Here is a 26,809-nt window from a genome sequence, read left to right as displayed (position 1 = left end):
GCACCTTCAATTTAGAGCACTATATTTATTGTGAAGAATCTTCAGATATTATACTCAAATAGCTTCGACTTTTAACAGTCAGGAAAAACATCCGAAATCAACTACTTAGGATATGAACGAGTATGCTGTTCGGATTATTTTTTTGAAAAGGTTGAGAAAGAATATAAATAACCTTCAATCTTAAACTCTCTACAGATTTGTCCAGATTTATATTGCTTGTAGGCAAAGCGCTAACTTTCTAAAACAGATGTAGGGGATAGGAACAAACGTCTAACAGGGGGGACAATTGCGAAAATTGATTGGTATCACCAAACTCCTGTTAAAAATCTTATTGCTTTATTGGGAAATCCGATACTTTTAAAGGATTAAATAGTGACCTCGTCAGGATTCAAACCTGAAACCTCCTGAGCCGTAATCAGGTGCTCTATTCAGTTGAGCTACGAAGCCATTTGGGATTGCAAAGGTAGATATGATTTTTATATATACAAACAGAAACTCTGAGGTTTTTTGAAAATAATCAGACCTCTAACTTTAGCAATTAAGAATAATTAAGATAAAAAGGAATATAAATCGCTGAGGTTTTCATAATTTAGCCGATCAATTTTAATACAATTATCTCTTTCATGAAACGACTAACTTTATTATTCATAGTAGGATTAATTACTTTCAGTGTATCTGCACAAGAACGAACCAAAACACCAATAGGTGGAAGACCTGATGTAAAAGGTGACCTTCTTGTGGATTTTGGTTTCAATACATTGAACAATAAACCTGATGATTTATCAACTCGTTTTTTTCCTTCTAGAACTTTCAATGTCTATTATCAAGCTCCGATCAATTTATTCGGAGAGGGCTCTGGCTTTACATTTAACCCAGGTATTGGGATTGGCACCGACAAACTTGCTTTTACTGAAGACAGAACACTCTTCAACAATCCTGCAATAGGACCTGAATCAAGCCAATTATTAGATATTAGAGAAGTCTATGGGGATGATATTGTCATCAATACTAATAATGTATCAATGACATATTTTGATATTCCTTTAGAAATCCGATATCATTTCAAGAGGAGTAACTATCAGAAAAGTATGAAAGTAGCCATCGGTGGTAAAGTGGGATTTTTACTTAATTCACAAACAAAAGTCGCTTATAAAGATAGTGAAGGTTTAGAAAGAAAAGTAAAAGACAGACAAAATTTTGGGGTCTCGCCAATTAGATATGGTGTTTATTCCCGCTTAGGTTTTCCAGGCTTTAATATTTGGGGATATTATGGCTTGAACCAAGTATTCCAAAAAGACAAAGGGCCTTTTGCAACGCAAGCGACCCAGTTTAATTTTGGTATTTCAGTGGCTTTGTTTTAAGAAAATTAATTCTCAGCAAACAGATACTTATAGACAAATCAGGCAATTGATTTACCACTGATGATTTATTAACCGATCAAAAATCAGTATCTCTAAAGAAATTGAAAATTAAAATATGATTAAGTACTGGTAATAAAGAAATTAAAAAAACCGACTTCGCGTCGGTTTTTTTATGCCCAAATCATCAAACTGGAACCAAAGCAAACTCCAAATCCCAATAAAAAGCCAGCAAGAACTTCAAGTGCTGTGTGTGCATTAAGGTGAAGTCTTGATGTACCAATGACACCTGACAACAAAATTGCTGCAAGCGTATAATACAAGAAATTATGATTTTGGATATTCATACTGTAGGCTAAGATTATCCCTAACAAACCTCCCACTCCTATCATGTGTGCGCTGATTTTCCAAAAAAAACTAATTGCAGTCAATAAAATCAAACAAATCGTAATTATAAAAAGTGCAAAGATCAACTTATAGTCAATCCAATCTTTTATATAAAAGGAATAAGCCGTAATCATGTAAAGCAAACTGATTATGGAAAAAGGAAAAATCCGTTCTCTTCGATCCTCCATTCGAAGAGACGGGATGACCTTAGTAAATCGCATTGTCATTAATATTCCTAAAGGGATAATAAATGTATTGGCAACAATTACGAAAAACACCAAACCTTGATTTCCGCTTTTCAACATCACAGAATCTGGGAGACCGAAAAGCAAAAATGCAAAAATAAGGGACGGCATCAACAAGGGTTGAAATACCAGCGATATTAATTCTGAAAATCTCTTATACACTTACAACTCTTTCCTTAATCTAGCAACAGGGATCTGCAACTGCTCTCTGTATTTAGCAACTGTTCTCCTAGCGATATTATACCCTTTATCATTCAATAGTTTCACGAGTTTATCGTCGGATAATGGTTTTCTCTTATTTTCACCATCTACCAATGTTTGTAACACACTTTTCACTTCTTTGTTACTTACATCTTCTCCAGAATCCGTGGCAATACCTTCTGAAAAGAAGTATTTCAAAGGATAAATCCCAAATTCTGTTTGAATGGCTTTACTATTAGCAACCCGCGACACTGTAGAAATATCCATTTCTATTCGATCGGCGATATCTTTTAAGATCATCGGTTTCAATTTGGTTTCGTCTCCCTCTTGAAAAAACTCCTCTTGATAATCCAAAATAGACTGCATCGTCTTGAGTAGAGTATGTTGTCTTTGTTTGATGGCATCAATAAACCATTTAGCAGCATCTAGTTTTTGCTTGACAAAGGTAACCGTCTCTTTAAGTTTCTTATCCTTCTTATCACTTTTGTCATACGCCTCAAACATCTCTGAATAAGATTTACTCACTCGGAGTTCTGGTGCATTTTTAGAATTAAGAGAGATTTCAAACTTTCCATTGACATTTGACAAGATAAAGTCAGGAATGATATATTGAGTTTTGACCATTCCATCAGAAATCCCTCCTGGCTTAGGGTTGAGACGAGTAATCAAATGAACAGCCTCTTTCAATTCATCATCTTCAATATTGAGCTTTTTTTGAATTTTGGTATAGTGCTTCTTGGTAAATTCTTCAAAGCAGTCATTTATAATCCTTACTGCATTCTGAACATGAGGATCATCTGGATGCTCTTTTCTTTCTAATTGAATTAACAAACACTCCTGAAGGTTTCGAGCCGCTATTCCTGGAGGATCAAAGTTTTGGATTTTCCTTAAAATTTCCTCTACTTCATCCAGATCAGATTCTACATTTTGGCCAAAAGCCAAATCATTGATGATTGACTCCAAATCCCTTCTTATATACCCATCATTCTCAATACTTCCAATCAATTGTCTTCCAATAAGCTGCTGCGTTTCATCAAGCTTTAGGTAACTCAATTGAGCTATCAATTGCTCATGAAGAGAGACGCCACCAGAAATGGGAATTTCTCTATCTTCGTCATCAGGGGAGTAATTTCCATCTCCCTGCATTTTGTAACCGCCATAATCTTCATTGAGATAATCATCGATATTGACATCCCCTTCTCTGGAACCCATGTCTTCATCGAAATTCTCAGGAAACTCTTCTTCTGGATTTTTCTCCTCTTCATCCCGGCCTTCCTCCAATGCAGGATTAATCTCAAGCTCCTCTTCTACTCTTGCATCCAACTCGGCTGTTGGCACTTGGAGTAATTTGATAAACTGAATCTGCTGAGGAGACAGCTTTTGGGAAAGAACCTGACTTAAATTAAGTTTTTGCATATAGAATAATGACGAATTGTGATAAAAATTAATCAGCCCTTTTAGAGACTTTAAATCTTTTTGGTTTTCAAATTTAGGAAATTAGATCAAATTTTTGATAAAAAGCTTATTATATCGTTTTTTTGCATTCCACTTGTTAATCCTCAAAAATTGGGAAGGGCACAAGAACTGGATTTAACAAAGAAAGTCATGGCATTCAACAAAAGAATAAAAATCAAATCACTACTAGAAAGCGATTTTGTAGGTCAAGAAGTGACCTTGATGGGTTGGGTAAGAACTAAAAGAAGTAATAAGAATGTATCGTTCGTTGCTTTAAATGACGGTTCCACCATCAACAATTATCAAGTAGTAGCTGATCCGACTATTATTGAAGAAGATATATTAAAGAAAATCACAACAGGAACCTGTATCAAAATCACTGGGCAAATCGTCGCTTCTCAAGGTGCAGGACAAAGTTCTGAAATTTCAGCCTCTTTTATTGAGATCCTTGGAGAGGCAGATCCTGAAAAATATCCTTTACAACCTAAGAAACATTCACTTGAGTTTTTGAGAGAAATCGCTCACTTGAGGATGCGAACCAATACTTTTGGTGCTGTATTCAGAGTAAGGCATACTTTGGCTTATGCTGTCCATAAATATTTCAATGATAGAGGTTTTTTTTATATCCATACACCCATCATCACAGCATCTGATGCTGAAGGAGCAGGAGAAACTTTCAAGGTAACAACGCTTGATCTGAAAAACCCTCCTCTCAACGAAGATGGTAGTATTAATTATAAAAAAGATTTCTTTGAAAGAGAGGCTAACCTAACTGTATCAGGTCAACTCGAAGGAGAATTGGCAGCGATGGCTTTGGCTGAAATTTACACTTTTGGTCCAACCTTCCGTGCTGAAAACTCCAACACAACAAGACATCTTGCTGAATTTTGGATGATTGAACCGGAAATGGCATTTTACGATGCTGAAGACAACCAAGATCTTGCTGAAGATTTTCTTCAGTATGTGATTCGTTATGCTTTAGAACATTGTCAGGATGATTTAGCCTTTTTAGATAAGAGAGCGGCAGAGGAAGAGCAGAGCAAAAAAGCAGATCAAAGAAGTGAATTAGGTCTGATGGAGAGGCTGAGATTTGTAACTGAGAATAAATTTGAGCGATTAACTTATACAGAGGCAATCGATATTCTCAGAAACTCCAACCCCAACAAGAAGAAAAAATTCCAGTACTTGATTGAGGAGTGGGGTGCCGATTTGCAGTCTGAGCATGAAAGATTCTTGGTTGAAAAGCATTTCAAAAAGCCAGTTATCCTCACTAATTATCCAAAAGAAATCAAATCCTTCTACATGAGACTCAATGAAGATGGAAAGACTGTTGCTGCCATGGATATCCTTTTCCCAGGAATTGGAGAAATTGTCGGGGGCTCACAGCGAGAAGAAAGATTAGAAAACCTTACAGCAAGAATGGAGGAAATGAACATTCCACAAGATGAAATGTGGTGGTATTTAGATACCCGCAGATTTGGTGCTACTCCACATGCAGGATTTGGTCTTGGATTTGAAAGACTTGTTCAGTTCGTGACAGGCATGGGAAATATCAGAGATGTGATTGCATTCCCGAGAACACCTGGAAGTGCGGAGTTCTAATAAAATGTGATATCTGCTATAATTCTACAATGCATATTTATCAATAATAATCATGCTGATTGTCAACATTCGACGGTCGACTGTTGACAATCAGCCTCTAATATAGTATTTACATTATTTTAAGTGGCTAGTGGAATGTAGGCGGAAATCTTTTTAAATAATTACAATTATGCAAATAATCATTATCAGTTGATTAGTCGATCAGTTATTAGTATGGCAAAAAGTGTTCAATGTGAGAATTTGATATCCTCCTAATGAGCAAGTGTTTTAATTAATAAAAATAAAGTCTGAGGCGAAAACCTCAGACTTTATTATTTTTGAGTCAGCTTAATTTTATTGGTTTCGCTTTCTGCGACAGACACTATTGCTTCTGTATCTACTACTTTAATCCTTCTAATCAAGGGTAAAGTCAATAAGCTGAAAACTATGGCGATATAACCGACAATATTATAATTGACCAATTCTCCGTTGATGTTCTCAGCCAAGATCAAACCTGCGACAAAGGAAGCTAATCCTGCGGATAATTGTTGAACTGCGGAGTTAAAACTTAGGAAGCTACCTCTATTTTCTGACCTAGCGGTTCCTGTAATCAAAGCAGAAGCTGGAACCATTCTTCCATTTGATGTTACAAAAAACATGGTTGAAATTAAAAGTACGTAAGGGATTGGAGTTGCTCCCAAATGCGTAATCACAGCGATCGGAATAACATTCAGCGTCATGAAAATCGAGAAAATCTTTACTTTCCCATATTTATCCGTCATTCTCCCTACCCACGGAGATGTGAAAATAGTAAATGCGCCACCAGCCATATAGATATAAGTAAGCTCCATATCCGTAAAACCTACATTTGCTACCATATAAGGACTCAAAAAAGGAATGATCATAAACTGACCTAACATCATCATTACAGTCAGTGTAATCCCTCGCATTTGATTCCTATTGCTAGTCACTCTTCTGATAACTTGAATTGGTGATGGTTTATCATGTTTTGCAACAATATGCGCTGTGATAGAAGGTACATATTTATAAATCATCCAAAAAATAACTGCGGAAATACTAGCAAGAAAAAGAAAAGGTGCATGCCAATTTGATAAACTGGCAATAAACAAACCAAATGGAACACCAAATACGGATGCCACAGAGAATGCGGCCATGACTAAGCCCATGGCTCTTCCTCTTCTACCATCTGGTACAACATCTCCAATTATCGCTAAAATCAATGCTGAAGTTAATCCTCCAAATAGTCCAGAAATGATTCTTGCCAAGAGTAAGATTGGGTAATTTGGAGAAAATGCACAGGCCAGAGTTCCAAGAAAGAAGCCTAGAAAAACCCACATCATGATTGATCGGCGGTCATATTTATCTAAAACAAAAGCGCCCAAAAAGCTACTCAGTCCAGCTGCAAAAGTGTAAGAAGAAACCAAAAGTCCAAATTCTCTTGGACTAATTTCAAATATTCTCATCAACTGAGGCCCAAGCGGCATCAATATCATGAAATCTACAATATGTGTAAAATTGATTGCTGCTAAAATCCACAGCAAAAGTTTCTCGTTCTTCATTATACCTTCCAAAATATGGAAAGTAAACCCTCTCAAAATAGAATAAGTTCTTAAAGCAGGTTCAATTTTATAAAAGTATCAGGGATAGCTTCTATGATATCCGAGGCAGTCATTCCTCTTCGTTTACTCTTTGAAGCAATCTCGCCTGCCAATCCATGATGAAATACTCCACAAATAGCAGCATGCTCTGGGAGATAACCCTGTCCCAAAAATGAAGTAAGCATCCCAGTCAAGACATCTCCTGAGCCAGCTGTAGCCATATATTGATTTCCCGAAGAATTGAATATTCTCCTTCCATCAGGCAAAGCAATCAAGCTATGTGCACCCTTTAAAATTACAATTACTTTAAATTCTTTCGCTAAGGAACTTGCTTTCTCAATTCGTTCAAGATGATTAGCAGATTCACCAACCAATCTTTCAAATTCTTTTAAATGGGGCGTCAAAATACTATTCTCAGGAATTTCTTTCTTCAACTCTGGATATTTTGCTAATAAGTTCAGCCCATCAGCATCAATCACCATGGGCCTTTTGAATCTTACAAAAATAGATTTGAAATAGTCCTTTTCAACACCCATTCCCCAGCCTGGACCAATGCCAATGGCATCAAACTGATAGAGACTCGATTTAGAAGAATCTTGATAAAGCATCAACTCAGGAACAAGGGTATTGAAGGCAAAAGTATTTTCTATTTGAGGAGCCAAATGTACTAAGCCTGACCCTGTCCTCAATGAAGCGTACCCAGATAAATTAATAGCCCCAAATTTACCTTGCTCACTACCCAAAAATAAAACTTTACCAAAATTTCCTTTGTGGCTAAAGCGATGAAAAGTACGATGAAGGCCTAGGATATCATTTTGTTTCAAATAGAAATTTCCATTTTCAAACTTATTAAGAAAAGAGTCTGACATTCCTATATCCAAAACATGATGTTCTCCGGTAACTAGCGCATGTTCTGGAAATAATAGACTCAACTTAGGAAATTGAAAAGTAGCCGTATGGTCTGCTTTGAATACTTCACCAAATGAAGCTTGATCAGCAGGAAGTCCTGATGGGATATCAATCGAGATTTTAAGCCCAACCTGTTTATTTAGTGTTTGAATTACCCTCAGGTAAGTTCCCTCTAAAGGCCTATTGATCCCAACCCCAAAAATGGCATCAATTATTATGGAATCAGGTTCAATTTTTCCATTCCATAAATCAAATCTGCAAATTTCTACTCCTTCAGGCAATCTTTCAAAATTCCTTTGAAAATCATTGGAGCATTGATCTACATCTTTTATATAGATCAAGTGAACAGAATGATTCAAATATTTGAGTAATCTGGCTATTGCGACTCCATCCCCTCCATTATTTCCAGGTCCGGAAAAAACATAAAATCGACCTTTGCTATTTTGCATCTGCGGAATTAACCAGTCCACAAACGATTTTGCAGCCCTTTCCATCAATTCTAATGAACTTATTCCTTCAGCTGAGCAATATGCTACATCTATTTTTTGAATTTGATTGCCTTGAATGATTGGAAACATATTAAGTCAGCGCTGGTTTTTCTAAATCACGTCTTGGTATTTTTAATAAAATTAAAAACCCTAGGCCAACAAAGAAAAATAAACCAAGTGCTAAGGAGCTATTTCTCATATTTCCTGTTAATTGTTCAATAAATCCATACGAGAATGTTCCTAAAACGATAGCTATTTTCTCTGTTACATCAAAGAAACTAAAATAAGAAGCATGATCTGTGGTATCAGAAGGAATCAACTTTGAATAGGTAGATCTTGATAGTGATTGTATTCCTCCCATTACCATCCCGACAACAAATGCCAAAGCAAAAAATTGATTGGCAGTCTGAACAAAGTACGCTCCAGCACAAATAAATACCCAAACAAAAACCATAACAACTAAAGAAGCTTTGTTACCATATAATTTCGAAATAAAAGCAAAAAGGTAACTTCCAACTATAGCAACTATTTGAATAATTAAGATTGTGATAATCAGTTTATCGCCTGGTAGTCCAAGCTCTTTGTCTCCAAAAGTTGCGGCTAAGTACATAACAGTCTGCACACCCATGCTATAAAATAAAAAAGCTGCCAAGAACCTATTCATTACAGTTGATTTTTTGACTTTATAGAAGACATTTCTAATTTCCTTATAACCTGCCAAAAGGATTTCTTTACTCAACTTTTTCTTATACGGGTTATTTGGAAGAAGTCGGAAAGTAATTTGAGAAAAACCAGCCCACCAGATGCCAGTGATCAAAAAAGACCATCTTGCAGCTTCTCCTCCATCAGCAAGACCAAAGGTTTCCGGCAATTCTATCATAGCCAAATTGACAATTAGCAGAATTACACTACCAATATATCCAAGAGAAAAACCTTTGGCACTCAGAAAATCAAATTCATCTTCAGTGGCGATTTCAGGTAAGTAGGCATTATAAAAAACAATACTTCCCGCATAACCTATACTTGCCAAGACTGCACAAATAATTCCAAATTCAAGATTATCTCCATCAAAAAAGAATAAACCCACACAAGCCGAAGAACCCAGATAAGCAAAGAACTTCATAAACACCAATTTCTTTCCACCTGAATCTGCTATTCCAGATAATAAAGGGGAAATCAAAGCAATAATTAAGAAAGAAAAAGAAATTGAATAAGAATAAAGGACAGTATTGACTACTTCTACTCCAAAGAAGCTAACAAGATCTCCACGTTCCTCTGTTTTGGTAACACTATTGAAATAAATTGGGAAAATAGTGGAGGTAATGACAAGGCTATATACTGAATTAGCCCAGTCATACATTGCCCAAGCATTTTGGATTTTCCTTTTATTCATATTGGAGATAATAATTTCAGAAATTAACACATATAATCTTACATATCAGAACAAAAAAAAACCACTCCCGAAGGAGTGGCTTTAAAATTAATTTCACCAAAACTAATTTTGAATTTTACCAACAGATGCATAAAGTACTCTTCTTGCATCAACTTCTCTCAATTCAAATTGAATATCTGAAATTGGTCCCATTTTAACATCTCTATCAGCTTTCAAAGAGATTGTAATCATATCTCTTTCTGCTTCTGACAACTTGTCTTTTTCTTGATTGACCCAAAGAATGATATCAGAAGTGTTAATTAAAGCATCATTTGCTTGAATTCGTGGCTCTGTACCATACAATGCTGTATTCTTAGGCTTACCGACATAAAGATAAGAGATCAAAGTTTTCTTTTCCAGTTTCTGTAATTGAGTAGCTTGAGGAATTTTTTGTTCTACAAGCATATCATTTTCTCTCAAAACAGTGGTAACCATGAAGAAGAAAAGAAGCATGAAAATGATATCAGGCAAAGCTGAGGTAGGAATATTTTCCTTAACCTTATTCTTTTTCTTAAACTTAGACATATTAATTTCCTCCTGTTTTATCTGGTTCCGCTATTGATATAGCCATTGGAATTCCTTCTTTACCACGATCCTGAAGTTCTTTTTCGGCAGCTGTCTTACCAGAGAGTGCTCTGTACTGTTCAGCTGTAATCCCTACTCTCTCAGCATATATTTCGAAGTAAGCTCTCTTCACCTGATCTAATACTTCCAGATACTTATCATATGATGTACCTCTATCTGATTTGATAGAAACTACAGCACCACCTGACATAGGATGATCTGAAGAAGTTGCATCTCTGTTAGCCTGAGCTTTTAATGACTGAGGCAAGCTATTGAAAAGCTCCATCGCCTCTGGAGTTGGTGCTCCAAAATTCAAGATAAAAGCTTTAATATCTTCAGATAATGCATCTGTATTATCTAGGTACTCACCTTCCACAAGCAATTGATCATTTGAGTTGACCAATATTTTGAAAATGTTTCTCTCATTGAGAGGTACTTCAGGTGGTGGAATGTTCGGGTCTTGCTTAGGCGGAAGGATATTCAAGATACCCTTGTCAGAAGCAATCGTAGTGGTAACAAGGAAGAAGATAAGTAACAGGAAGGCAATATCTGCCATAGAACCTGCATTTACCTCTTGACTTGTTCTATTTTTGTTCCTTGCCATTATTTTATTGCCTTATTGAGTTCTGTTATCACTATACCTACTATTGCTAAGATTGCAAGAAAATAAGTAGATGCTAGAATTGCACCAACAAATTTGGTAGATGTAGTGGTCATGCTATAAGGTTCTGCTGCAAATTTTGCAGTAACCTCTCCATCAGAAAGGGAATATGATATAAATATCAATACTACCAATCCTACTACACCCACACCTGTTTTCAACAAGCTTTTTGGATTGTCAAGTGATTTGATTAGTGGCATTAAGACAGCCACAACAACACCAATTGCAATCAAAACGTAGGATAGTGTTAAGAAAATATCTATAGAATCCATATTGATTTATTGCTTATGTTATAAATAATTAATAGTTGACACTAATAATCAACCAGTAATTACTTAGTCAATTTATGCCTCACTAGGATATCTACCAAAGAGATAGAAGCATCCTCCATGTCGTTAACCAAAGAATCGATCTTTGCAACACAGTAATTGTAGAATAACTGAAGGATAATCGCAACGATCAAACCAGCTACTGTAGTCAAAAGGGCGATTTTAATACCACCTGCTACCAATGAAGGAGAGATATCACCTGCAGCTTCGATTGAGTCAAATGCACCAATCATACCGATAACAGTACCCATGAAACCAAGCATTGGAGCTAGAGAGATAAACAAAGAGATCCAAACAAGACCTTTTTCCAATCTACCCATTTCTACTGAACCGTAAGCAATGATTGATTTTTCAACCATCTCGATACCTTCAGAATATCTCATCAAACCTTGAGTGAAAATAGATGCTACAGGACCTTTAGTGCTTTTCGTTACATCTTTAGCAGCTTCAATACCACCTTGTTCTAAAGCTTCTTCTACTTTAGCTAACAATTTTTTAGTGTTTGTAGTAGAAAGATTCAAAGTAACAATTCTTTCTAAAGCAACAGCAAGACCTAAGATCAAACAGATCAATACTGGAGTCATGTAAGTTGGATCACCTTCAATAAATTTCTCTTTGATAACTTGGTGAAATCCTTTTTCTTCCTCGATAATTTCATCATCGACGATGGCCGGAGCAACTTCTTCTGCTTCAACGACTTCAGTTCCAACTGCTGCAGAATCTTGGTCTGCGTCTTGTGCTTTCGAGATAACCGGAGATAAAAGGATTCCGGATAGCATGAATAAAGCGATTAACTTTTTCATAATGTAGATTTTAATAGACTTTAAATAAAGGTTAAACGGTTTCTAATTTTAATATTTAGATTTTAAAGTTATCATTTTTTCAATTCAAAATGCAAGGGATTGCTTCATATTTTTTTAAGAAAATAATTACTCTAATCATTTTTAGAATCGCTTCGCAAGCTAAATTATCCAATATGAAGTAATTAGACAATTTATGTGAAAGGGAATAAACTAAAGTAAGTGGATTATTTCTGTTATTGGTGTTGGTATTGCCTAGTATTCTTTTGACCAACTATAATTTTTCAACCATCTAAATACTCAGAAAAGATTTTTTCATCTCCTCAAATTTAACTAATTATTATTTAGAAAGTCAATGTTATTAAAAAGAATTTAAACTTAGTTGGTAAGAATAATCTTTATTGTGCTTAATGTTTTTTGTTAGGGAGCAAATCCGAATGGTAAATAGATAGCATCTAATAGAATAGACCCCAATTACTCTTCTTAAGTGGCTTTATGTCTAATTGATATCTAATCTAAAATATGTTTGATATGGCGTTGATACGGACTTAATACGGAGTTAATACTTGTTTATTTAGGGTAATCGTATGATTAATATCTACTTAGAGACTAGCTAAGCACTAAGGAGATATGGCTGTGTAAATAGGGGGAAGGTTAAAGGATGACTACTAATTGAACGAGGGTTAGGAACTGATGAATTGAAATTTGATTTAGAGGGGGTTTATATTTCTGGCGCTGAAGCGATATGGATTGACACGAAGACTTCGAAGTATAATAGTTGATATTTGGAATTGAGGTAAAGAAAGTTCTTTTATTACACAGAGCGGCACAGAGAAGGCACCGAGGATTGCCGAGGATTGCCGAGGAAATGGATTAAAAGGAGGAGATTGAATGAATGAAGGGTAAAAAAAATGATGAATGTTGAACGTTGAATTTCGAATGTCGAGGGGGTTACTGAGGAAACACAATGATAAAGGAAAAAGGTTAAAGGTGAAAGGTTAAATGGATGACCACGGATTTAGCGGTGGTAGCCTCGAAGCGGGCTAAATCATTATTAGCCTTCACTTTGGTTAAAGATGAATTTTGAATCTAAGTTCCACACTTCACGAGTTTTTTAATCAATTCTCTAACAATTTCAAAAATTGAATCAAGATCTAAACTCATCTTTCCCCAGAAGTTTTTAGCTTTAAGGGAAAAGAAAATTACTTTTCTGTTCAATTACTCTCAAATTTGATCAAAAATACCCTGTTGAACCAAACCTCCTTCGTCGGTAGTTTTTAGCTTACCTTCAAGTGGTTGATTTTTTGATGTTTATCGTAAATTTATACCATGTTAAATCTTTAATTTATTTCATCATGGAAAAAAAGTTTGCGTCAAAGGATGTTTGAAGAGATGTCTTATCGGCATTACTCTCCAAGAAGTATCAAGACTTACATTGGTCTTGTTTCAATAGTTTCCAAGTACTTTGGAAAAAGCCCTGACCTGATCAGTATAGCCGAGTTAAAGCATTATTTATTCACCAGAATCGAACAAGATAAACTTTCGGCATCCTCGGTAAATCAGACTATCAGTGGTTTCAAGATACTTTTTAAAGATGTTTTGGGTAGAGAGTGGGATCCTGTGAAGATCAAGCGTCCAAGACGTCCTAAAATTCTTCCTACTGTTTTTTCCAAAGAGGAAATATCTCAAATTCTTAATAGTATTCGGAATAGGAAGCATTACTGTCTCATAGCTCTTGCGTATGGATCAGGCCTCAGGCTTGGGGAGGTGATTAGTCTAAAACCATCCGATATTGACAGTGACGGGATGCAGTGGATACATGCTAACAAAAAGTTCTTTGTACCGATCAAAGCGCTGTCTGCAATTTTCAGGGGAGTGTTTATGGAAAGACTTATTGGAGCGATACAGTCAAAGGAGTTGAAGATACCGAAAAGTCAAGATGTATTGTATGGTGATATAAAATCCATAAAAAGCAAAGCTTATGAAAAGCCATGGAATGTCTATGTCAAGAAAACGTTCAAGGGAGCCAACCAAGTGGTTTCCTATCTTGGAAGATATACTCACAGGGTAGCCATAAGCAATAGCAGGATTTTGGCTACTGATGGGCATACGGTCAGGTTTCAGTGGAAGGATTACCGTGACAACAAAAGCAAGACACTGACACTTGACTGTGCTGAGTTTGTCAGAAGGTTTATGCAACATATCCTTCCCTCAGGTTTTTACAAAATCAGATATTATGGCATAATGGCTTCTACTAATAGCGCTACAAAAATGGATGAATGCTTTCGGCTTTTAAAAAAACCCAGGTTGATTTCATTTTATCAGGGCTTGAGTACATATGAAGTATTGAGAGAGATCTTTGGAGATGAAATGTTCAAATGTCCATGTTGCAAATCGGGGAAGATGGTATTTGGTATCCGAGAAGAGAAAGGAGAAGCTCCTTAAATAAAATTGGTAGATTGAAGTTCTTTGAAAAACTGAAGTAAAAACAAAAACAGAAAAGTATGTTATTGGGAAAGATATGCCCGATTCAAAGAGAAAAAGCAAAAGAATAGACCAAAAAAATAGTCTCACCTCAAGAGAAAAAGCATAACTGATCAAAATAAACCAAAACAAAAGCATATAAATACCCATAGAGGTAGCACGGCTTAGTCCAACTATGTTTTAATCGCAATCTTGATAGAACTATTTATTATAGTTATTTTTTTAGGTAGATTGCGTCTAAAACACTTTACGTTAGAGTGCATTAAAAGAAACCGCTGCATTTTTGGAAAATGTTATCTTTTGAGATAACTTTGTGAATATGGTAAGGAAGATCATTTTTTATGAAAACCACTTTATTGAATTTTACCAAAGCCAGGATGATAAGGTTAAAAGTAAGATCCAATATGTATTTGAACTGATCAAGCAAGTGGAAAGGGTACCGGAAAAGTTTCTCAAGCATCTTGAAGGAACTGAGGGGTTATATGAAATAAGAGTTGAGTTTCAATCAAATATTTTCAGGATCTTTTGCTGCTTTGATGAAGGAAGGCTGGTGGTTCTGTTCAACGGTTTTCAAAAAAAGACCCAAAAGACTCCGAAGAATGAATTGGAGAAAGCAGAAAGGTTAATGAAGGAATATTTTCAAACAAAGAAATAAGATCATGAAGGATTATAGCAAAGTCAAAACATTCGATGAACTGATTGAACTTGAGCACGGAAAAATTGGAAGTGAAAGCAGAAATAAGTATGAAGAAAATGCTCAGATGTTCATCATCAGCGAAATGCTAAAAGAAGCGAGGAAGGAAGCAAATCTGACTCAAGAACAATTGGCAGAAAAAGCAGGAACAAAGAAAAGTTATATCTCAAAGATTGAAAATGGTAAAGGAAATATTCAGTTGTCAACTTTGATCCGGATTTTCGAACAAGGATTGAATAAAAGAATTGGGTTAACATTCCTGTGAGCATTCGAAAGGAATAACGCACTCTAACATCACCTTGGAAGACAGCGGGCGGTTCCGTGTAAATAGAAAGTTTAGTACCTTAAAGAAGTTAGGAGTAGGCTGGAAGAGAACGGTTCCGAATGCCCACCGTCTCCAAGCCGCGGCACGTTAAATCCTTCCCTCAAATCTACCCTAATCAAAAATAAAAAAATCCTAACTCACAATAAATCAGTAAGTTAGGATTTTATTTTGCAGAGAGGAAGGGATTCGAACCCTCGATACCCTCACGGGTATACACGCTTTCCAGGCGTGCTCCTTCAACCACTCGGACACCTCTCTAATTGGTCTTAATGTGAATCGGACTGCAAAGAAAATTATAAAACTTAGCCTAAACAAACTTTATCCTACTTTTCCCGAATTATATCTTCTTCCTGAACCTCACATTTCCTCAAAGTAACTGTATGCGAATAAGATAAGTGAAAGTCTACTTTTTCTGTGTTGTGCCGTTTACAGGAATCTGATTAGTTCTGTGCTGTAAGAGACATCTCACCCGCTATAGGAGTTATCAACTTTCGTCTAATTTCTGCGTCGCTGCTTTCGTTGGCAAGCAAAAACATCATCTTGGTAATTGCTGCTTCGGTGGTAATATCTCCCCCACTCAATACCCCAATCCGCTTCATATCTTTGCTTGTCTCGTATCGACCTTGGATTACTCTTCCGCCATTACATTGTGAAACATTGAGAATAATCAACCCCTTTTTCACTGCTTTTTCCATTGATTGGATAAACCATTCTTCACTTGGGCTATTGCCAGAGCCGTAGGTTTCCAAAACTACTCCTCGCAATCCCTCAATTTCAAAGCAGCTATCTATGATTTTTTGGGTGATTCCTGGAAAGAGCTTTAAGACCATCACTCTATTGTCTAGACGATTGAAGTATTTCAATTTTTTCCCTTCTTCAAATGGCTTGATCGAGGCATAATTGTAATCAATGATAATACCCGATTCCGCCAATGGAGGATAATTTTCAGACTCAAAAGCATCAAAATGGACACTTTGAACTTTCTTAGATCTATTTCCACGCAAGAGCATGTGATTAAAAAAAATACATACCTCTGGTACAATTGGCTTTCCATTAGCTTTGGCCATAGCGATTTCAAGAGAAGTCATTAAGTTCTCCCTTGCATCAGAGCGCATCGCTGAAATGGGCAATTGAGCTCCTGTAAATATAACCGGTTTACTGAGTCCTTTGAGCATATAGCTCAGCATAGAAGCAGAATAAGCCATAGTATCAGTTCCGTGTAGGACTACAAAACCATCATAGCTATCATAATTTTCATAAATGATATATGCCATATCCACCCAATGGCTCATATTCACATTGGAAGAGTCAATAGGTTCGGGGAATGAAATCACAGTAATGGCAGCATTCATACTGGTCATTGTTGGGATTTTGTCGAGAATTTGGCCAAAATTGAAAGGAACCAACGCTCCACTATCGTCATAAGCCATCCCGAGTGTCCCACCTGTATAGATGATCAAAACAGAGGAAGTGATTTCACTTTTGGCGGCAGTATTTAATCTTACGATCTTATAATTCATGGTGGAAATTATGGAAAATAAGTTTTGTGTTATTTTGGGTAATGTGAGAAACTTCCTCCATGCTCGTCTCAAATATATCAGCTACTCGCTGAGCAATAATAGGAATATAAGCCGGAGAGTTTCTTTTTCCACGATGTGGAATAGGAGCAAGATAAGGACCATCAGTCTCAAGCACCAAATGCTCCAAACCAATTTCAGGTAAAACTTTATCCAACCCACCATTTTTGTAGGTCGATACTCCCCCTATGCCAAGCAAAAACCCCATTTCGGTTATTTGCTTGCCTTGCGCAATTGAACCTGTAAAGCAATGAAAAATTCCTCGGAGATCCTCTCCCCGCATTTCTTTAATGATCTCAATCGTCTCATCCATGGAATCTCTACAATGGAGAATTATAGGCCATTTTTTATCTTTTGCCCATTGAACTTGAATGCGAAGAGCTTCTTTTTGCTGCTCAAAAAAGGTTTTGTCCCAATATAAATCTAAGCCAGTCTCACCAATTCCTGCAAAATCTCTTTTATTAATCCAATCTTCCATTACATAAAGTGATTTTTCAAAATCCTTGGTAACATCACAAGGATGTAGTCCCATCATTGGAAGGCAGTTTTTCGGATACTTAAGCTCTACTTCCAACATGCCATCAATAGTATTTATATCCACATTAGGCATATAAATTTTTTCTACTCCAGCCTCAAAGGTCTCACGAATCACCTCTTCTCGATCAGAATCGTACTTGGATGAATAAATATGTGCGTGGGTATCTGAGAAAGGGTAAAGCATCTGTTATTGTAGATTTTATATTTTTAATTTTTGATTTTTGAGAAACCACTCTTGACACCAAGGATACCCAAAGAGCACAAAGATATCTTTTGCGGTTTAATTGTCATATCGAACGAATGTGAGATATCTCTTTTTGATTTTAGAACTTAGATTTTTGACTTTTCGGAAGGTGATAAGCATTTAAATCAAAAGGCTCAAGCAACTCCCAAATTTTTCAACCCGCCGCAGTGAAGCTTAGTATTTTCTTCCTTTCCAACTTGTCTTGGAAGGCCAAAAATAATAAAGTATAGTCGTCCAAGCAGTGAATAAATAATATATTTCAAAAATCAGAAAATAAATAGGATTGATTTTTTGATCAATTTTCTTTTTTAGGTAATAAATAAAATAAGACTGTAATGTCATCTTAGTTGCCCAAAAGATCCAGCCTAACCAACCGTAATTGAAAATCAACAATAAAACGAGAGGCAAAAAAAGTGCTTGTAAGGCCAACAATAATTTAATAAAAAAAGGCAATTTCATCGCCCCATACATCCATCTTTTTCTTTGCTCCCAAAGGCTTCCCCAAGAAGGCTGAGCATTTGTAAGAATCAGATTTCGGGATCCAAATTGATGGTTACCCGTAAAATTCTTCTTTTGAATTGCTCTGGCAATTTCAAAATCTTCAGTCAATGAAAAATCAATCCCCTCAAAACCCCCAACAGCATCATAGGCCTCTCTGGTAATCAACATGTTATTCCCCATCGAAGTTACAGGAACCCCTAAATCAGACACAATTTTGACCATTCCCAAAGTAAAAATCCAATCTAAGTCTTGCATGCGGGAAAACAAACCCTCTATTTTAATTGAAGTGACTCCAGTCACGAAACCAACTTTAGAATGAAGAGCAGCGGCAGTCATCTCTTTTGCCCAAGAAGGAGGAACGATACAATCAGCATCGGTAAAAAGTAAAAACTCTCCTGTGGCTTTTTCTGCCATTTGCGCCAAAGCATTGGCCTTTCCATTGATCTTTTTTTTACCTAGATTTTCTCTAACCTCAAAATAATCTGCAAATGCATAAGAAGATGTCCATGATTGAAGTATGTGCGCTGTCTCATCATCGCTGTTGTCATTTGCCAAGAGGATTTGAAGTTTATCTTTTGGATAATCCAGTTTGGCTAATGCTTCAAGGCAGACTGGAAGATTGTGCGCTTCATTTCTAGCGCTGATCAAAATTGAAATCTCAGGGAATTTTTTGATTTTTAATTTAGAAAAATTTCTAAAATTAGTCCGTAAAAAGACTACCAGAAATAAATTTTGGGACAAAAGCAACATTACACCAATCAATTCAATCGCTATCATATAAGAGTGGCTGTCTCGAAACCAGATTTATGGACAAATTGTAAATATGAAGGTAAAACTTCTTTGATAACTCTTTCTGTTTTGATTTGATCATGAAAAACAATTACCGATCCATTTTGTGTGTACTTGATAGATTTATGGAGACATTTTTCAGAAGTTTGTCTTAAGTCATAATCTCCAGAAAGCACATCCCACATGATGATTTCATGTTGAGACTTTAGTGAATTGTATTGGCTTTTGGTTATCCTTCCATAAGGTGGTCTGAATACATTTGTCTTCACTTCCAAAACCTCTTCCAAAATAGACTGACAATCTGCTACTTCTTTCAAATAAAGCTGATCAGGAGTTTTGTAGCCATTTACATGATGAAATGTATGATTACCGATTGCATGGCCTCTGTCTCTTACCGCTTTTGCTAATTCAGGATTTTTCTTGACATTATCACCAACCATAAAAAAAGTCGCTTTCATCTCAAAGCGCTCTAACTCATTCAATACAAAGTCAGTCACGCCTGGAACTGGCCCATCATCAAAAGTAAGGTAAACTTTCTTTTCTGACCTATCCTTATGCCATGTAAAATGCTTGAATAGTCTTGGGATAAAGGTAGGAACATGATGAATAACCATAAGCTAGGCAAATCTTAGGCTTAACAAGGTAATATCATCCATTCTCTCTACTCCATTAGAAAAAGCTTCCAACTCTTTAAAAAAAGCTTCATGAAAAACCTCTGGGTCAACGCATAAGTTTGTCTTTATATATTTTTCAAAGCGTTCATCACCATATTCTTCATTATGATCATTGAAATTTTCAGTTAATCCATCCGTATAAAGGTGAATATTGAAATTTTTCAAATGCGATCGCTCGCCAATTTCTAAAAATGGCAGATGCTCAAATGCTCCTAGGATAGTTGTCCCTGCTCCTAGAACTTCGCTTCTTCTCTCGCCTTCCCAGCATAATACAGGAGGATTGTGACCTGCATTGACGTATTTGAGCTCCCTGTTTTTGAAATTGTAATATCCAAGAAAGAAAGTAATGAATTTCTCTCCACCAGTATTTTCAAAAATGGTATAGTTCAATTGTTCGACAATCATTTGAAGATCTGAAGAACTTCTTAACAAGGTTCTTAAGGCTGCTTGAAAATTTGACATTAATAAAGCTGCAGGCATTCCTTTACCAGACACATCTGCGATACAAAAAAATACTTCATCCTCCGATTTTTGGATTAAATCGTAATAATCTCCACCAACTGTGGAATGTGGAATATAGGTCACCTTCGCTTTCAGCTTTCCATTTTGAGGAAGATTTGAAGGAAAAAGCATTCTCTGAACATTTGAGGCAATTTCCACTTCTTTTTTCAACCTCTCTTGCTCTAATTGTCTTCTTGCAAATCGCTTATTCTCTAGTGCTACTACCAATATATTGGTCAATGCTTGAGTAAAATCCAAGTCTAATTCACCGGTGTCATCTTTCTTTTTCAAAAACAAGATGGCCAGCATTTTATCTTTATGATATACAGGAAGGTAGGTTTCTAATTCATTGAAGGAATAACCTTCTTCAACCTCTATATTCAGTTCTCCGCTAATTATATCATCTTTTACCTTATCTACAGGAATGATGTCTGGAATGGGAGATTTGATTCCGTGAGCTATATTTTGTTTGTATCCATTTTGATCTACTACATAAAGCAAAAGAGAACGGATATTCAAATGTACCAGGCAGGTAAATTTAAATATGTTCAAAAGAACCGAAGATGTTTTATTTTCATTGATCGCTTGAGTGATCTCCAACAAAGCCTTCAGTTCGAGTTCTTTTCTTTGATATTTTACGGTTTCTGTAGTCAATTCTGAATTATAAAGCATTGTGATTCATTAAGCCTTTTTTTGATGCCAAATAGTAAAGATCTTTCGCTTTTGCTTTAAGATCTATTTCATCAAAAACTTCCTCATCTGGCTCATACAAGCATTTGATAAATTGTTTCTCAAAAAGAGATTGCAATGTAACCAAAAGCTGATCGTCCTCCCAGCCTAAAGTATCTTTTAAATAACTGTAATGTTGAACAAAGTATAATTCATCCAGCAGATCAAACTCGTCATTCGTCATGGTATTATAAAATTATTAGCTAAATTATGATTTTTCAAGCTATCAAAATAGGCTTTAAGAATATTTAAACAAGAATAAATTGAGCTAATCATCTATCATCAGCTTCTTCCCTTCCACCTATACCTGCCAAAAACCGCCCCAATAGCTGTTCTCAAAACATAGTATGGATGGATCAAACTCGTATAGCAAAAATTAAGAGAGTTTAATTTGAGACTATACTTCTTTGTGATTTTGCTTAGCGAAGCATACTCAATAATGATCTTCAATAACCAAGTTAGCAAAAAGAAGATCAAACCTTCAAATCCATACGAAATGGGTAAGACGATGCTTAAAATCCAAAATAGTTGAAGAAAGGCAGGAAGCAAAGCAGACAGAAAGTGATACCTGCTATGCGATTTGTATTTCGATGCCCATCGCACTCTCTGGGAAAATAATTCAGTCCAGTTTTTGGAAGCATTTGTAAAGATCAAAGCTTCTTTATGAGTTGCATAATTAATAGCTTCAGCTCCAAATTCATGAACAATTTTTTTCAACAGAAATTCATCATCTCCCGACAGAATATTTATATTTCCTTGATAACCATTTACTTTTTGAAAAGCTTGTTTTCTATAACACAGATTCGCTCCGCTACACATCAGTGGATTTTTATTTGCGATTGCGTACTGCGTTACAAGAAGAATACTAGCCCATTCAATTTGTTGAAATCTTTGAAAAAAGTTCTCGTTTTCTTTTGTCATCACAGGTCCTGCTACCATTTGAATAGAGGGGTTTTCAAAACGAGAAATTAAGGAATTAATCCATTCCGAAGGATGTTCACAGTCTGCATCAGTAGTAATAATAAACTCAGATTCTGCATATTTCACTCCCGTTTCAAGAGCCGACTTTTTACCTTTTTGTTCACTTTGTATGAGCTTATGATTAAATCTTAAATTTTCAGAATGAATTAGCTTATTTAAATCACTAACAGAAGAATCTTCTGAATGATCATTGATCCAAAGTATGCAAAGTTCAGGGTGATTCAATTGCTCAATAGACTTAAAAATTTTCGGGAGGTTTTCTGCCTCATTTCTGAAAGGAATGAGAATCGTAACTGCTTCATTTGAAAAAGATAACTCATCATTTTCGTTACCATTTTCCCACGAATTGGCAAGAGTTCGTAGGAGAAAAGCATAAACAATCCCGATAATCAGGTAAAATATAAGCATGAATTCAATTAAATTGCATCGATGAGTAAAGAAGAGAAAAAAGAGGGAAAGGAAAAAATCATATTAGGTATCGATCCTGGTACTAATGTAATGGGCTATGGATTGATTCTGATAACTGGAAAGAAGTATTCCTTGTTGCAGTTTGGAGTAATCCATCTGAAGAAATACGCTTCTCATGAGTTGAAGTTGAAAAAGATTTTTGAGCGTGTGACTGGAATCATAGAAGAGTTTCATCCTGATACGGTTGCCTTAGAAGCTCCTTTTTATGGAGAAAATATTCAATCCATGCTCAAGCTTGGCAGGGCGCAAGGTGTTGCCATGGCAGCAGCATTGGCAAGAGAAATTCCTATTACAGAGTATTCTCCTAAAAAAGTGAAACAATCTGTCACAGGCAATGGTAATGCATCCAAAGAGCAAGTTGCTGAAATGATCAAAACATTATTACAAATTAAAGAAATTCCAAAGCTTTTAGATGCGACTGATGCTTTAGCTGTTGCACTTTGCCATCATTTTCACGATGGAAGAATCCAAACGAGGGGGAGAAATGCCGGTTGGAAGTCATTTCTTGAAGAAAATCCAGATCGGGTAAAAGGTCTCAAATAAAAAAAGCTGCTCGATTTTCATCAAGCAACTTTCTGGATATTAGTGTTTATTGTGATTAGAAACTATATCCTAAAGACACCTTAAAGCCCCTGTTATAAATTGCAGCATCAGAATCTTTAAAAACTGGTGAAGTCCCGAAATCATAACTACCTTGGAGATTGACTCCTTTAGGCAGATTATAGCCTAAGCCGACTACAAATCCTAAGTCTGTTTTGGTAATAGCCTCTGTATCGTAAGAGTATGTCGTACCAAAAAATTCTCCTTCAAATTTTGAAGAAACTAGAAATGAAGCCTGAGGTCCGCCAAAGATATTCAGACCATCTGTGATGTATAGCCTCAACAATAAAGGCACATCAACGTAATTCAATACTGACCTACTGTTTGCGAAATCATCATTTTGAGTTCCCTTAACAGAATAATACACCCCTGGTTCTATAGCAATTCGCGACCCTAAGAATAAATTAGAGTAGATACCTGCATGAAAACCTGCTCTATTGGTGTATTCATTGTTTGAAGCATCTTGTCCGCCGAAATTGAAAAAGTTTACACCTCCTCTAATTCCGAACCCACCAGCGGCATCACTTCTTTGTACACTCTGCGCTTGAATATCGAATGAAAACAAGGCAATAATTGCTAATAATAAAATGGATTTTTTCATAGTAAATAATAGTTGGTTTATATGAGTAGTATTACGAAGATCATGCCAAAAAAATACCTGAGAAATAATCCTCAGGTCTTCAAAATAAAATGAAATGGTCTTTTAATCACTAATTTTCTTATCCACGTAACTAGAATTCATTATACCTAACGCTCCCATGTATTTCAAGTTGAATTTCACGAGATCACCTACTTTATATTTTTTAGCATTTATTCCTAGGTTAAGAATAATCATATCAGAACTAGCTCCTAAAATTTCAAATTCTCCATCTTCAGGAATTAGATGTTTAGGATCTACATCGAGCAGACCTATGTCCAATATGGCTCTAAATGAAGATTTTCCATACAAAGATTCATCAATTTCAATTACCTCTCCTTGAGGGTTAGCGGCTAAAGAACCTGATGGTAATAAAGGCTTCTCTTGCATTTCGATAATTTCTGCAAATAATTCAAACACATCTCCATTCATTCCATCGATAACTTTTTCTTCAAAGAGGTCAATACCAAAGTAAAGTGTCTCACCGACACGAAAATGATTGACTCCTTTTGGTAATTGCTGATGTAGCATTAAGGGGATCGTTACAGAAGTTCCTGCGGAGACCCAAGGGATCTTTTTATTGAATTTCAATTCAATGATTTGCTTGTAAAGCGAAAGCTGTATCAATTTGTCTGAAGAAGGCATAACTCCATTGAGGCAATTGAGGTTTGTCCCAAGCCCAATCACCTCAATATTCGGAAGCTCAAAAATGGCAGCATAAAAATCAATTAAATGATCTCCCATCACTCCTTCTCGAAGATCGCCTGTTTCTACCATGATGATGATTTTGTGCTTTCTTTTTTGCTTGACAGCTTCTTCACTGATCCATTTGATTGTAGTCAATTCACTATTGAGACTAACATCGGCATACCTCACCATCTTCTCCATATTTCTTTTGGAGGGTGGTTTGATATACACAGTTTGCACATCGGGATTGATTTCTTTGACTTTCGCTAAATTGCTGATTCTAGAGTCGTGAATCTCTCTTACTCCTAAGTCTATTAATTCTTTCAAATAGGCTCTGTTACCGCAAAAGAGTTTGGAGACTACACCCCAGGAAATATCATTTGACTCGAATAGTTCTTTGAGAAATCCAAAGTTCTGTTTTAATTTTCCTCTGTATAAATTTAAAAATGCCATTGTTTCATTATTTGGTTAATCTCATTTCGAGATATTTATTCGTAAATCCGAGACTTTCATACAACTTCTTTGCAGGATTATCAGGCTCAACATGGAGAGCAATATTTCCATTTGCCATTTTGATTGCTGTTTGCATTAATTTTTTTCCAACACCTTTACCTCTTTGTGAAGCATCCACAGCAATATAAACAAGGATATTTTCTGGAATATAACCTGACATACCTGTTCTATTCATCACAACAGCCCCTACGATTTTATCATTATCTCGAGCCATTACTGTAAATCCTCCTTTGTCCACCGCTTGGTCTAAGGCATAATCTAGGCACTTCATGATGTCTGCATGAGGATCACCGTACTGTTCGAGATGAGTAAATAAGAAATCTGCAATTTCTTTTTTTTGCAAATATGTCGCGTGATCAATTGCGGAAAGTGTTTCTATTTTGAGCATTTTCTGTAATTTAATTTTGAAATTTTCTTTTTCTAAGGTTAACAACAAGCAAAAACGTTGCTAAAGAGGCAAAAACACCGAAAAAATTTGGATCCAGATCTAAAGGAAGGGCTAAATCCAGTAAACTTAAACTTCCTGTAGTAGAACCACCTATAAGCATTGCGGACATTGCGGCAGTTGGATCATGCATTTTTGTAAAAAGTCCAAACAAAACTGGGATCAATAACCCTGAAACCATAAATGCATAAGAGTACAACATTAGTTCTAATACATTTGTCATTTGCAATGCGACAATCAAGGCAATGGCACCAAGCAAGAGGGTGAAAAGCTGAGAATATCTTATTTGAGTTTTTTCAGATTTTTTATTGAGCCATTTTCCAAAAATATCAGTACTCAAATTTCCCGATGCAGCCATTAGACAAGAATCTGCTGTGGACAAAACCGCTGAAAAATAAGCTGCCATCATTAAGCCTAGAAGACCTGAAGGCAAAATGGTTCTTAGCAAAATTGGCAGTCCCATTTCTGGATCAAGAGTTTCTAAATCGAAGATCAATAAATCCTGTTCAAAAGCAACTCGTGATAAGAGACCTAAAGAAACTCCCATAAAGGCCATAATTGGCCACTCGAATAAGCCAGCGATAAACCAAGCTTTTTTGGCAGAGGCCGTATCTCTACTCGCAAAAATTCTTTGATACAAGGTCATCCCAATAAACCATATCGGCAAAATGGTAATTCCCCAGTTTGCAAAATCTTGCCATCTTAAATTGGTCAAAGAGAAAAACTCTTCCGGTAATGTCCCTCTTATAACCTCCCATCCTCCTACATGAATATATGCCACGGGTAAACCGATAAATATAAACCCCAACATCAAGATTATCCATTGTACAGTATCAGTGTAAATTACAGCCTTTAGCCCTCCAAGAACAGTGTAGATAACTGCAATTGCCCCCATAATCCAAAGAGCTTGGTTGATACCAAGTTCCTCAAAAGTACCTGATGCCAATTTTGCTCCTGCAAGTAGTTGTGAAGATGTAAAGCCTAAATAGCCGATCAAACAAATGACAGCGGCTACAATTCCCACATTTCTATCAAAAAGATATTTGAAAATTTGTGGAAAGGTATAAAAATTTGCGAAAGCACTATCTTGTTTGACTCTAGGTATCAAAAAAACTGCAGCAAGCCATGCTCCTAGCAAACCTGTGAAAAGCATCCAGCTTCCTGAGAGACCCATTACAAAGCCTAGACCTCCAAGTCCCACAGAAAAACCTCCACCTACATCAGTCGCAACAACAGAAAGTCCAATATGCCAACTACCAATATCTCTTCCTCCTACGTAATAATCATCTTGATTTTTATTTTTATGCATGAAATAGTATCCTACTCCTAGCATAATCAACATGTACCCGACAAATATGCCTAGGTCAATGTAATGCATCTGTTTCCTTTCTTCT

General features: G+C 36.1%; 25 protein-coding genes, 2 tRNA genes and 2 pseudogenes. 7 read left to right on the top strand and 22 right to left on the bottom strand.

Annotated elements, in window-relative coordinates; genetic code table 11:
- Positions 1 to 373 precede the first annotated feature (373 nt).
- Positions 374 to 447 (bottom strand) — tRNA-Arg (locus tag BELBA_RS09415).
- A gap of 176 nt (positions 448 to 623) precedes the next feature.
- Here BELBA_RS09415 and BELBA_RS09410 point away from each other — a divergent pair.
- On the top strand, positions 624 to 1,361 hold the full coding sequence (locus BELBA_RS09410) for a porin family protein (protein WP_014772482.1): 738 nt from the start codon (positions 624 to 626) through the stop codon (positions 1,359 to 1,361).
- A 170-nt stretch (positions 1,362 to 1,531) separates the two neighbouring features.
- Here BELBA_RS09410 and BELBA_RS09405 read toward each other — a convergent pair whose 3' ends face one another.
- Complete coding sequence (locus BELBA_RS09405) at positions 1,532 to 2,101, bottom strand: PA-phosphatase (protein WP_245531157.1); 570 nt, start codon at positions 2,099 to 2,101, stop codon at positions 1,532 to 1,534.
- Positions 2,102 to 2,152: 51 nt separating this feature from the next.
- Positions 2,153 to 3,607: an RNA polymerase factor sigma-54 gene (rpoN, locus tag BELBA_RS09400; RefSeq protein ID WP_014772480.1), complete on the bottom strand. Its 1,455-nt coding sequence runs from the start codon at positions 3,605 to 3,607 to the stop codon at positions 2,153 to 2,155.
- A gap of 189 nt (positions 3,608 to 3,796) precedes the next feature.
- Between rpoN and asnS the strand changes: the two genes are divergently transcribed.
- Complete coding sequence (gene asnS, locus BELBA_RS09395; RefSeq protein WP_041779595.1) at positions 3,797 to 5,248, top strand: asparagine--tRNA ligase; 1,452 nt, start codon at positions 3,797 to 3,799, stop codon at positions 5,246 to 5,248.
- A gap of 311 nt (positions 5,249 to 5,559) precedes the next feature.
- Here the strand turns inward: asnS and BELBA_RS09390 are convergent, their stop codons facing one another.
- The 7 genes from BELBA_RS09390 to BELBA_RS09360 form a co-directional block, all read right to left on the bottom strand.
- Complete coding sequence (locus BELBA_RS09390; protein WP_041779302.1) at positions 5,560 to 6,807, bottom strand: MFS transporter; 1,248 nt, start codon at positions 6,805 to 6,807, stop codon at positions 5,560 to 5,562.
- A 50-nt stretch (positions 6,808 to 6,857) separates the two neighbouring features.
- Positions 6,858 to 8,333 (bottom strand): bifunctional ADP-dependent NAD(P)H-hydrate dehydratase/NAD(P)H-hydrate epimerase, encoded by a 1,476-nt coding sequence (locus BELBA_RS09385; RefSeq protein ID WP_014772477.1) that lies wholly within the window; start codon positions 8,331 to 8,333, stop codon positions 6,858 to 6,860.
- Between the two features lies 1 nt (position 8,334).
- Positions 8,335 to 9,636: an MFS transporter gene (locus BELBA_RS09380; protein ID WP_014772476.1), complete on the bottom strand. Its 1,302-nt coding sequence runs from the start codon at positions 9,634 to 9,636 to the stop codon at positions 8,335 to 8,337.
- Positions 9,637 to 9,738: 102 nt separating this feature from the next.
- A complete protein-coding gene (locus tag BELBA_RS09375; RefSeq protein WP_014772475.1) occupies positions 9,739 to 10,200 on the bottom strand; it encodes an ExbD/TolR family protein in 462 nt (153 codons plus the stop codon).
- A gap of 1 nt (position 10,201) precedes the next feature.
- Positions 10,202 to 10,843: an ExbD/TolR family protein gene (locus BELBA_RS09370; protein WP_014772474.1), complete on the bottom strand. Its 642-nt coding sequence runs from the start codon at positions 10,841 to 10,843 to the stop codon at positions 10,202 to 10,204.
- Positions 10,843 to 11,172, bottom strand: coding sequence for a hypothetical protein (locus BELBA_RS09365; RefSeq protein WP_014772473.1), 330 nt, complete (start codon positions 11,170 to 11,172; stop codon positions 10,843 to 10,845). Before BELBA_RS09365 ends, BELBA_RS09370 begins: the two co-directional genes overlap by 1 nt.
- 59 nt (positions 11,173 to 11,231) lie before the next feature.
- The gene (locus tag BELBA_RS09360; RefSeq protein WP_014772472.1) at positions 11,232 to 12,032 is read right to left on the bottom strand and encodes a MotA/TolQ/ExbB proton channel family protein; all 801 of its coding nucleotides are present in this window, start codon (positions 12,030 to 12,032) and stop codon (positions 11,232 to 11,234) included.
- Between the two features lie 1,377 nt (positions 12,033 to 13,409).
- On the opposite strand from BELBA_RS09360, the pseudogene BELBA_RS20480 reads away from it, so the two are divergent.
- The 4 genes and pseudogenes from BELBA_RS20480 to BELBA_RS09345 form a co-directional block, all read left to right on the top strand.
- Positions 13,410 to 13,634 (top strand): annotated as a pseudogene (locus BELBA_RS20480) (phage integrase N-terminal SAM-like domain-containing protein); the annotation flags it as partial.
- A 186-nt stretch (positions 13,635 to 13,820) separates the two neighbouring features.
- Positions 13,821 to 14,474, top strand: a pseudogene (locus tag BELBA_RS20475) (IS91 family transposase); the annotation flags it as partial.
- Between the two features lie 358 nt (positions 14,475 to 14,832).
- Positions 14,833 to 15,168, top strand: coding sequence for a type II toxin-antitoxin system RelE/ParE family toxin (locus BELBA_RS09350; RefSeq protein ID WP_014772470.1), 336 nt, complete (start codon positions 14,833 to 14,835; stop codon positions 15,166 to 15,168).
- Between the two features lie 4 nt (positions 15,169 to 15,172).
- On the top strand, positions 15,173 to 15,472 hold the full coding sequence (locus BELBA_RS09345; protein WP_014772469.1) for a helix-turn-helix domain-containing protein: 300 nt from the start codon (positions 15,173 to 15,175) through the stop codon (positions 15,470 to 15,472).
- Between the two features lie 231 nt (positions 15,473 to 15,703).
- On the opposite strand, the gene BELBA_RS09340 is transcribed toward BELBA_RS09345, so the two are convergent.
- The 8 genes from BELBA_RS09340 to BELBA_RS09305 form a co-directional block, all read right to left on the bottom strand.
- Positions 15,704 to 15,790, bottom strand: a tRNA-Ser gene (locus BELBA_RS09340).
- 182 nt (positions 15,791 to 15,972) lie between these two features.
- Positions 15,973 to 17,052, bottom strand: coding sequence for an asparaginase (locus BELBA_RS09335; protein WP_014772468.1), 1,080 nt, complete (start codon positions 17,050 to 17,052; stop codon positions 15,973 to 15,975).
- Positions 17,042 to 17,830 carry a TatD family hydrolase gene (locus BELBA_RS09330; RefSeq protein ID WP_014772467.1) on the bottom strand — a complete coding sequence of 263 codons (789 nt, stop codon included), beginning with the start codon at positions 17,828 to 17,830 and terminating at the stop codon, positions 17,042 to 17,044. The genes BELBA_RS09335 and BELBA_RS09330 overlap by 11 nt, the downstream gene beginning before the upstream one ends.
- Before the next feature lie 234 nt (positions 17,831 to 18,064).
- Positions 18,065 to 19,168 (bottom strand): glycosyltransferase, encoded by a 1,104-nt coding sequence (locus BELBA_RS09325; RefSeq protein ID WP_014772466.1) that lies wholly within the window; start codon positions 19,166 to 19,168, stop codon positions 18,065 to 18,067.
- Positions 19,165 to 19,794, bottom strand: a complete 630-nt coding sequence (locus BELBA_RS09320; RefSeq protein WP_014772465.1) for a polysaccharide deacetylase family protein — start codon at positions 19,792 to 19,794, stop codon at positions 19,165 to 19,167. The genes BELBA_RS09325 and BELBA_RS09320 overlap by 4 nt, the downstream gene beginning before the upstream one ends.
- Before the next feature lie 3 nt (positions 19,795 to 19,797).
- Positions 19,798 to 21,027, bottom strand: coding sequence for a PP2C family protein-serine/threonine phosphatase (locus BELBA_RS09315; RefSeq protein WP_014772464.1), 1,230 nt, complete (start codon positions 21,025 to 21,027; stop codon positions 19,798 to 19,800).
- On the bottom strand, positions 21,017 to 21,268 hold the full coding sequence (locus tag BELBA_RS09310; protein WP_014772463.1) for a hypothetical protein: 252 nt from the start codon (positions 21,266 to 21,268) through the stop codon (positions 21,017 to 21,019). The genes BELBA_RS09315 and BELBA_RS09310 overlap by 11 nt, the downstream gene beginning before the upstream one ends.
- Before the next feature lie 98 nt (positions 21,269 to 21,366).
- Positions 21,367 to 22,473: a glycosyltransferase gene (locus BELBA_RS09305; protein ID WP_014772462.1), complete on the bottom strand. Its 1,107-nt coding sequence runs from the start codon at positions 22,471 to 22,473 to the stop codon at positions 21,367 to 21,369.
- Between the two features lie 21 nt (positions 22,474 to 22,494).
- Between BELBA_RS09305 and ruvC the strand changes: the two genes are divergently transcribed.
- Positions 22,495 to 23,076, top strand: coding sequence for a crossover junction endodeoxyribonuclease RuvC (ruvC, locus tag BELBA_RS09300; RefSeq protein WP_014772461.1), 582 nt, complete (start codon positions 22,495 to 22,497; stop codon positions 23,074 to 23,076).
- Positions 23,077 to 23,131: 55 nt separating this feature from the next.
- Here the strand turns inward: ruvC and BELBA_RS09295 are convergent, their stop codons facing one another.
- The 4 genes from BELBA_RS09295 to BELBA_RS09280 form a co-directional block, all read right to left on the bottom strand.
- Positions 23,132 to 23,734 carry a porin family protein gene (locus tag BELBA_RS09295; RefSeq protein ID WP_014772460.1) on the bottom strand — a complete coding sequence of 201 codons (603 nt, stop codon included), beginning with the start codon at positions 23,732 to 23,734 and terminating at the stop codon, positions 23,132 to 23,134.
- Between the two features lie 102 nt (positions 23,735 to 23,836).
- Complete coding sequence (locus tag BELBA_RS09290) at positions 23,837 to 24,910, bottom strand: alanine racemase (RefSeq protein ID WP_014772459.1); 1,074 nt, start codon at positions 24,908 to 24,910, stop codon at positions 23,837 to 23,839.
- Between the two features lie 7 nt (positions 24,911 to 24,917).
- Positions 24,918 to 25,358 carry a GNAT family N-acetyltransferase gene (locus BELBA_RS09285; protein WP_014772458.1) on the bottom strand — a complete coding sequence of 147 codons (441 nt, stop codon included), beginning with the start codon at positions 25,356 to 25,358 and terminating at the stop codon, positions 24,918 to 24,920.
- 10 nt (positions 25,359 to 25,368) lie between these two features.
- Positions 25,369 to 26,793: a sodium:solute symporter family protein gene (locus BELBA_RS09280; protein WP_014772457.1), complete on the bottom strand. Its 1,425-nt coding sequence runs from the start codon at positions 26,791 to 26,793 to the stop codon at positions 25,369 to 25,371.
- Between the last annotated feature and the right edge of the window lie 16 nt (positions 26,794 to 26,809).

It is taken from the genome of Belliella baltica DSM 15883 (genome assembly GCF_000265405.1).
GTDB classification, from domain to species: domain Bacteria; phylum Bacteroidota; class Bacteroidia; order Cytophagales; family Cyclobacteriaceae; genus Belliella; species Belliella baltica.
This window is presented reverse-complemented; position numbering and strand designations above follow the sequence as displayed.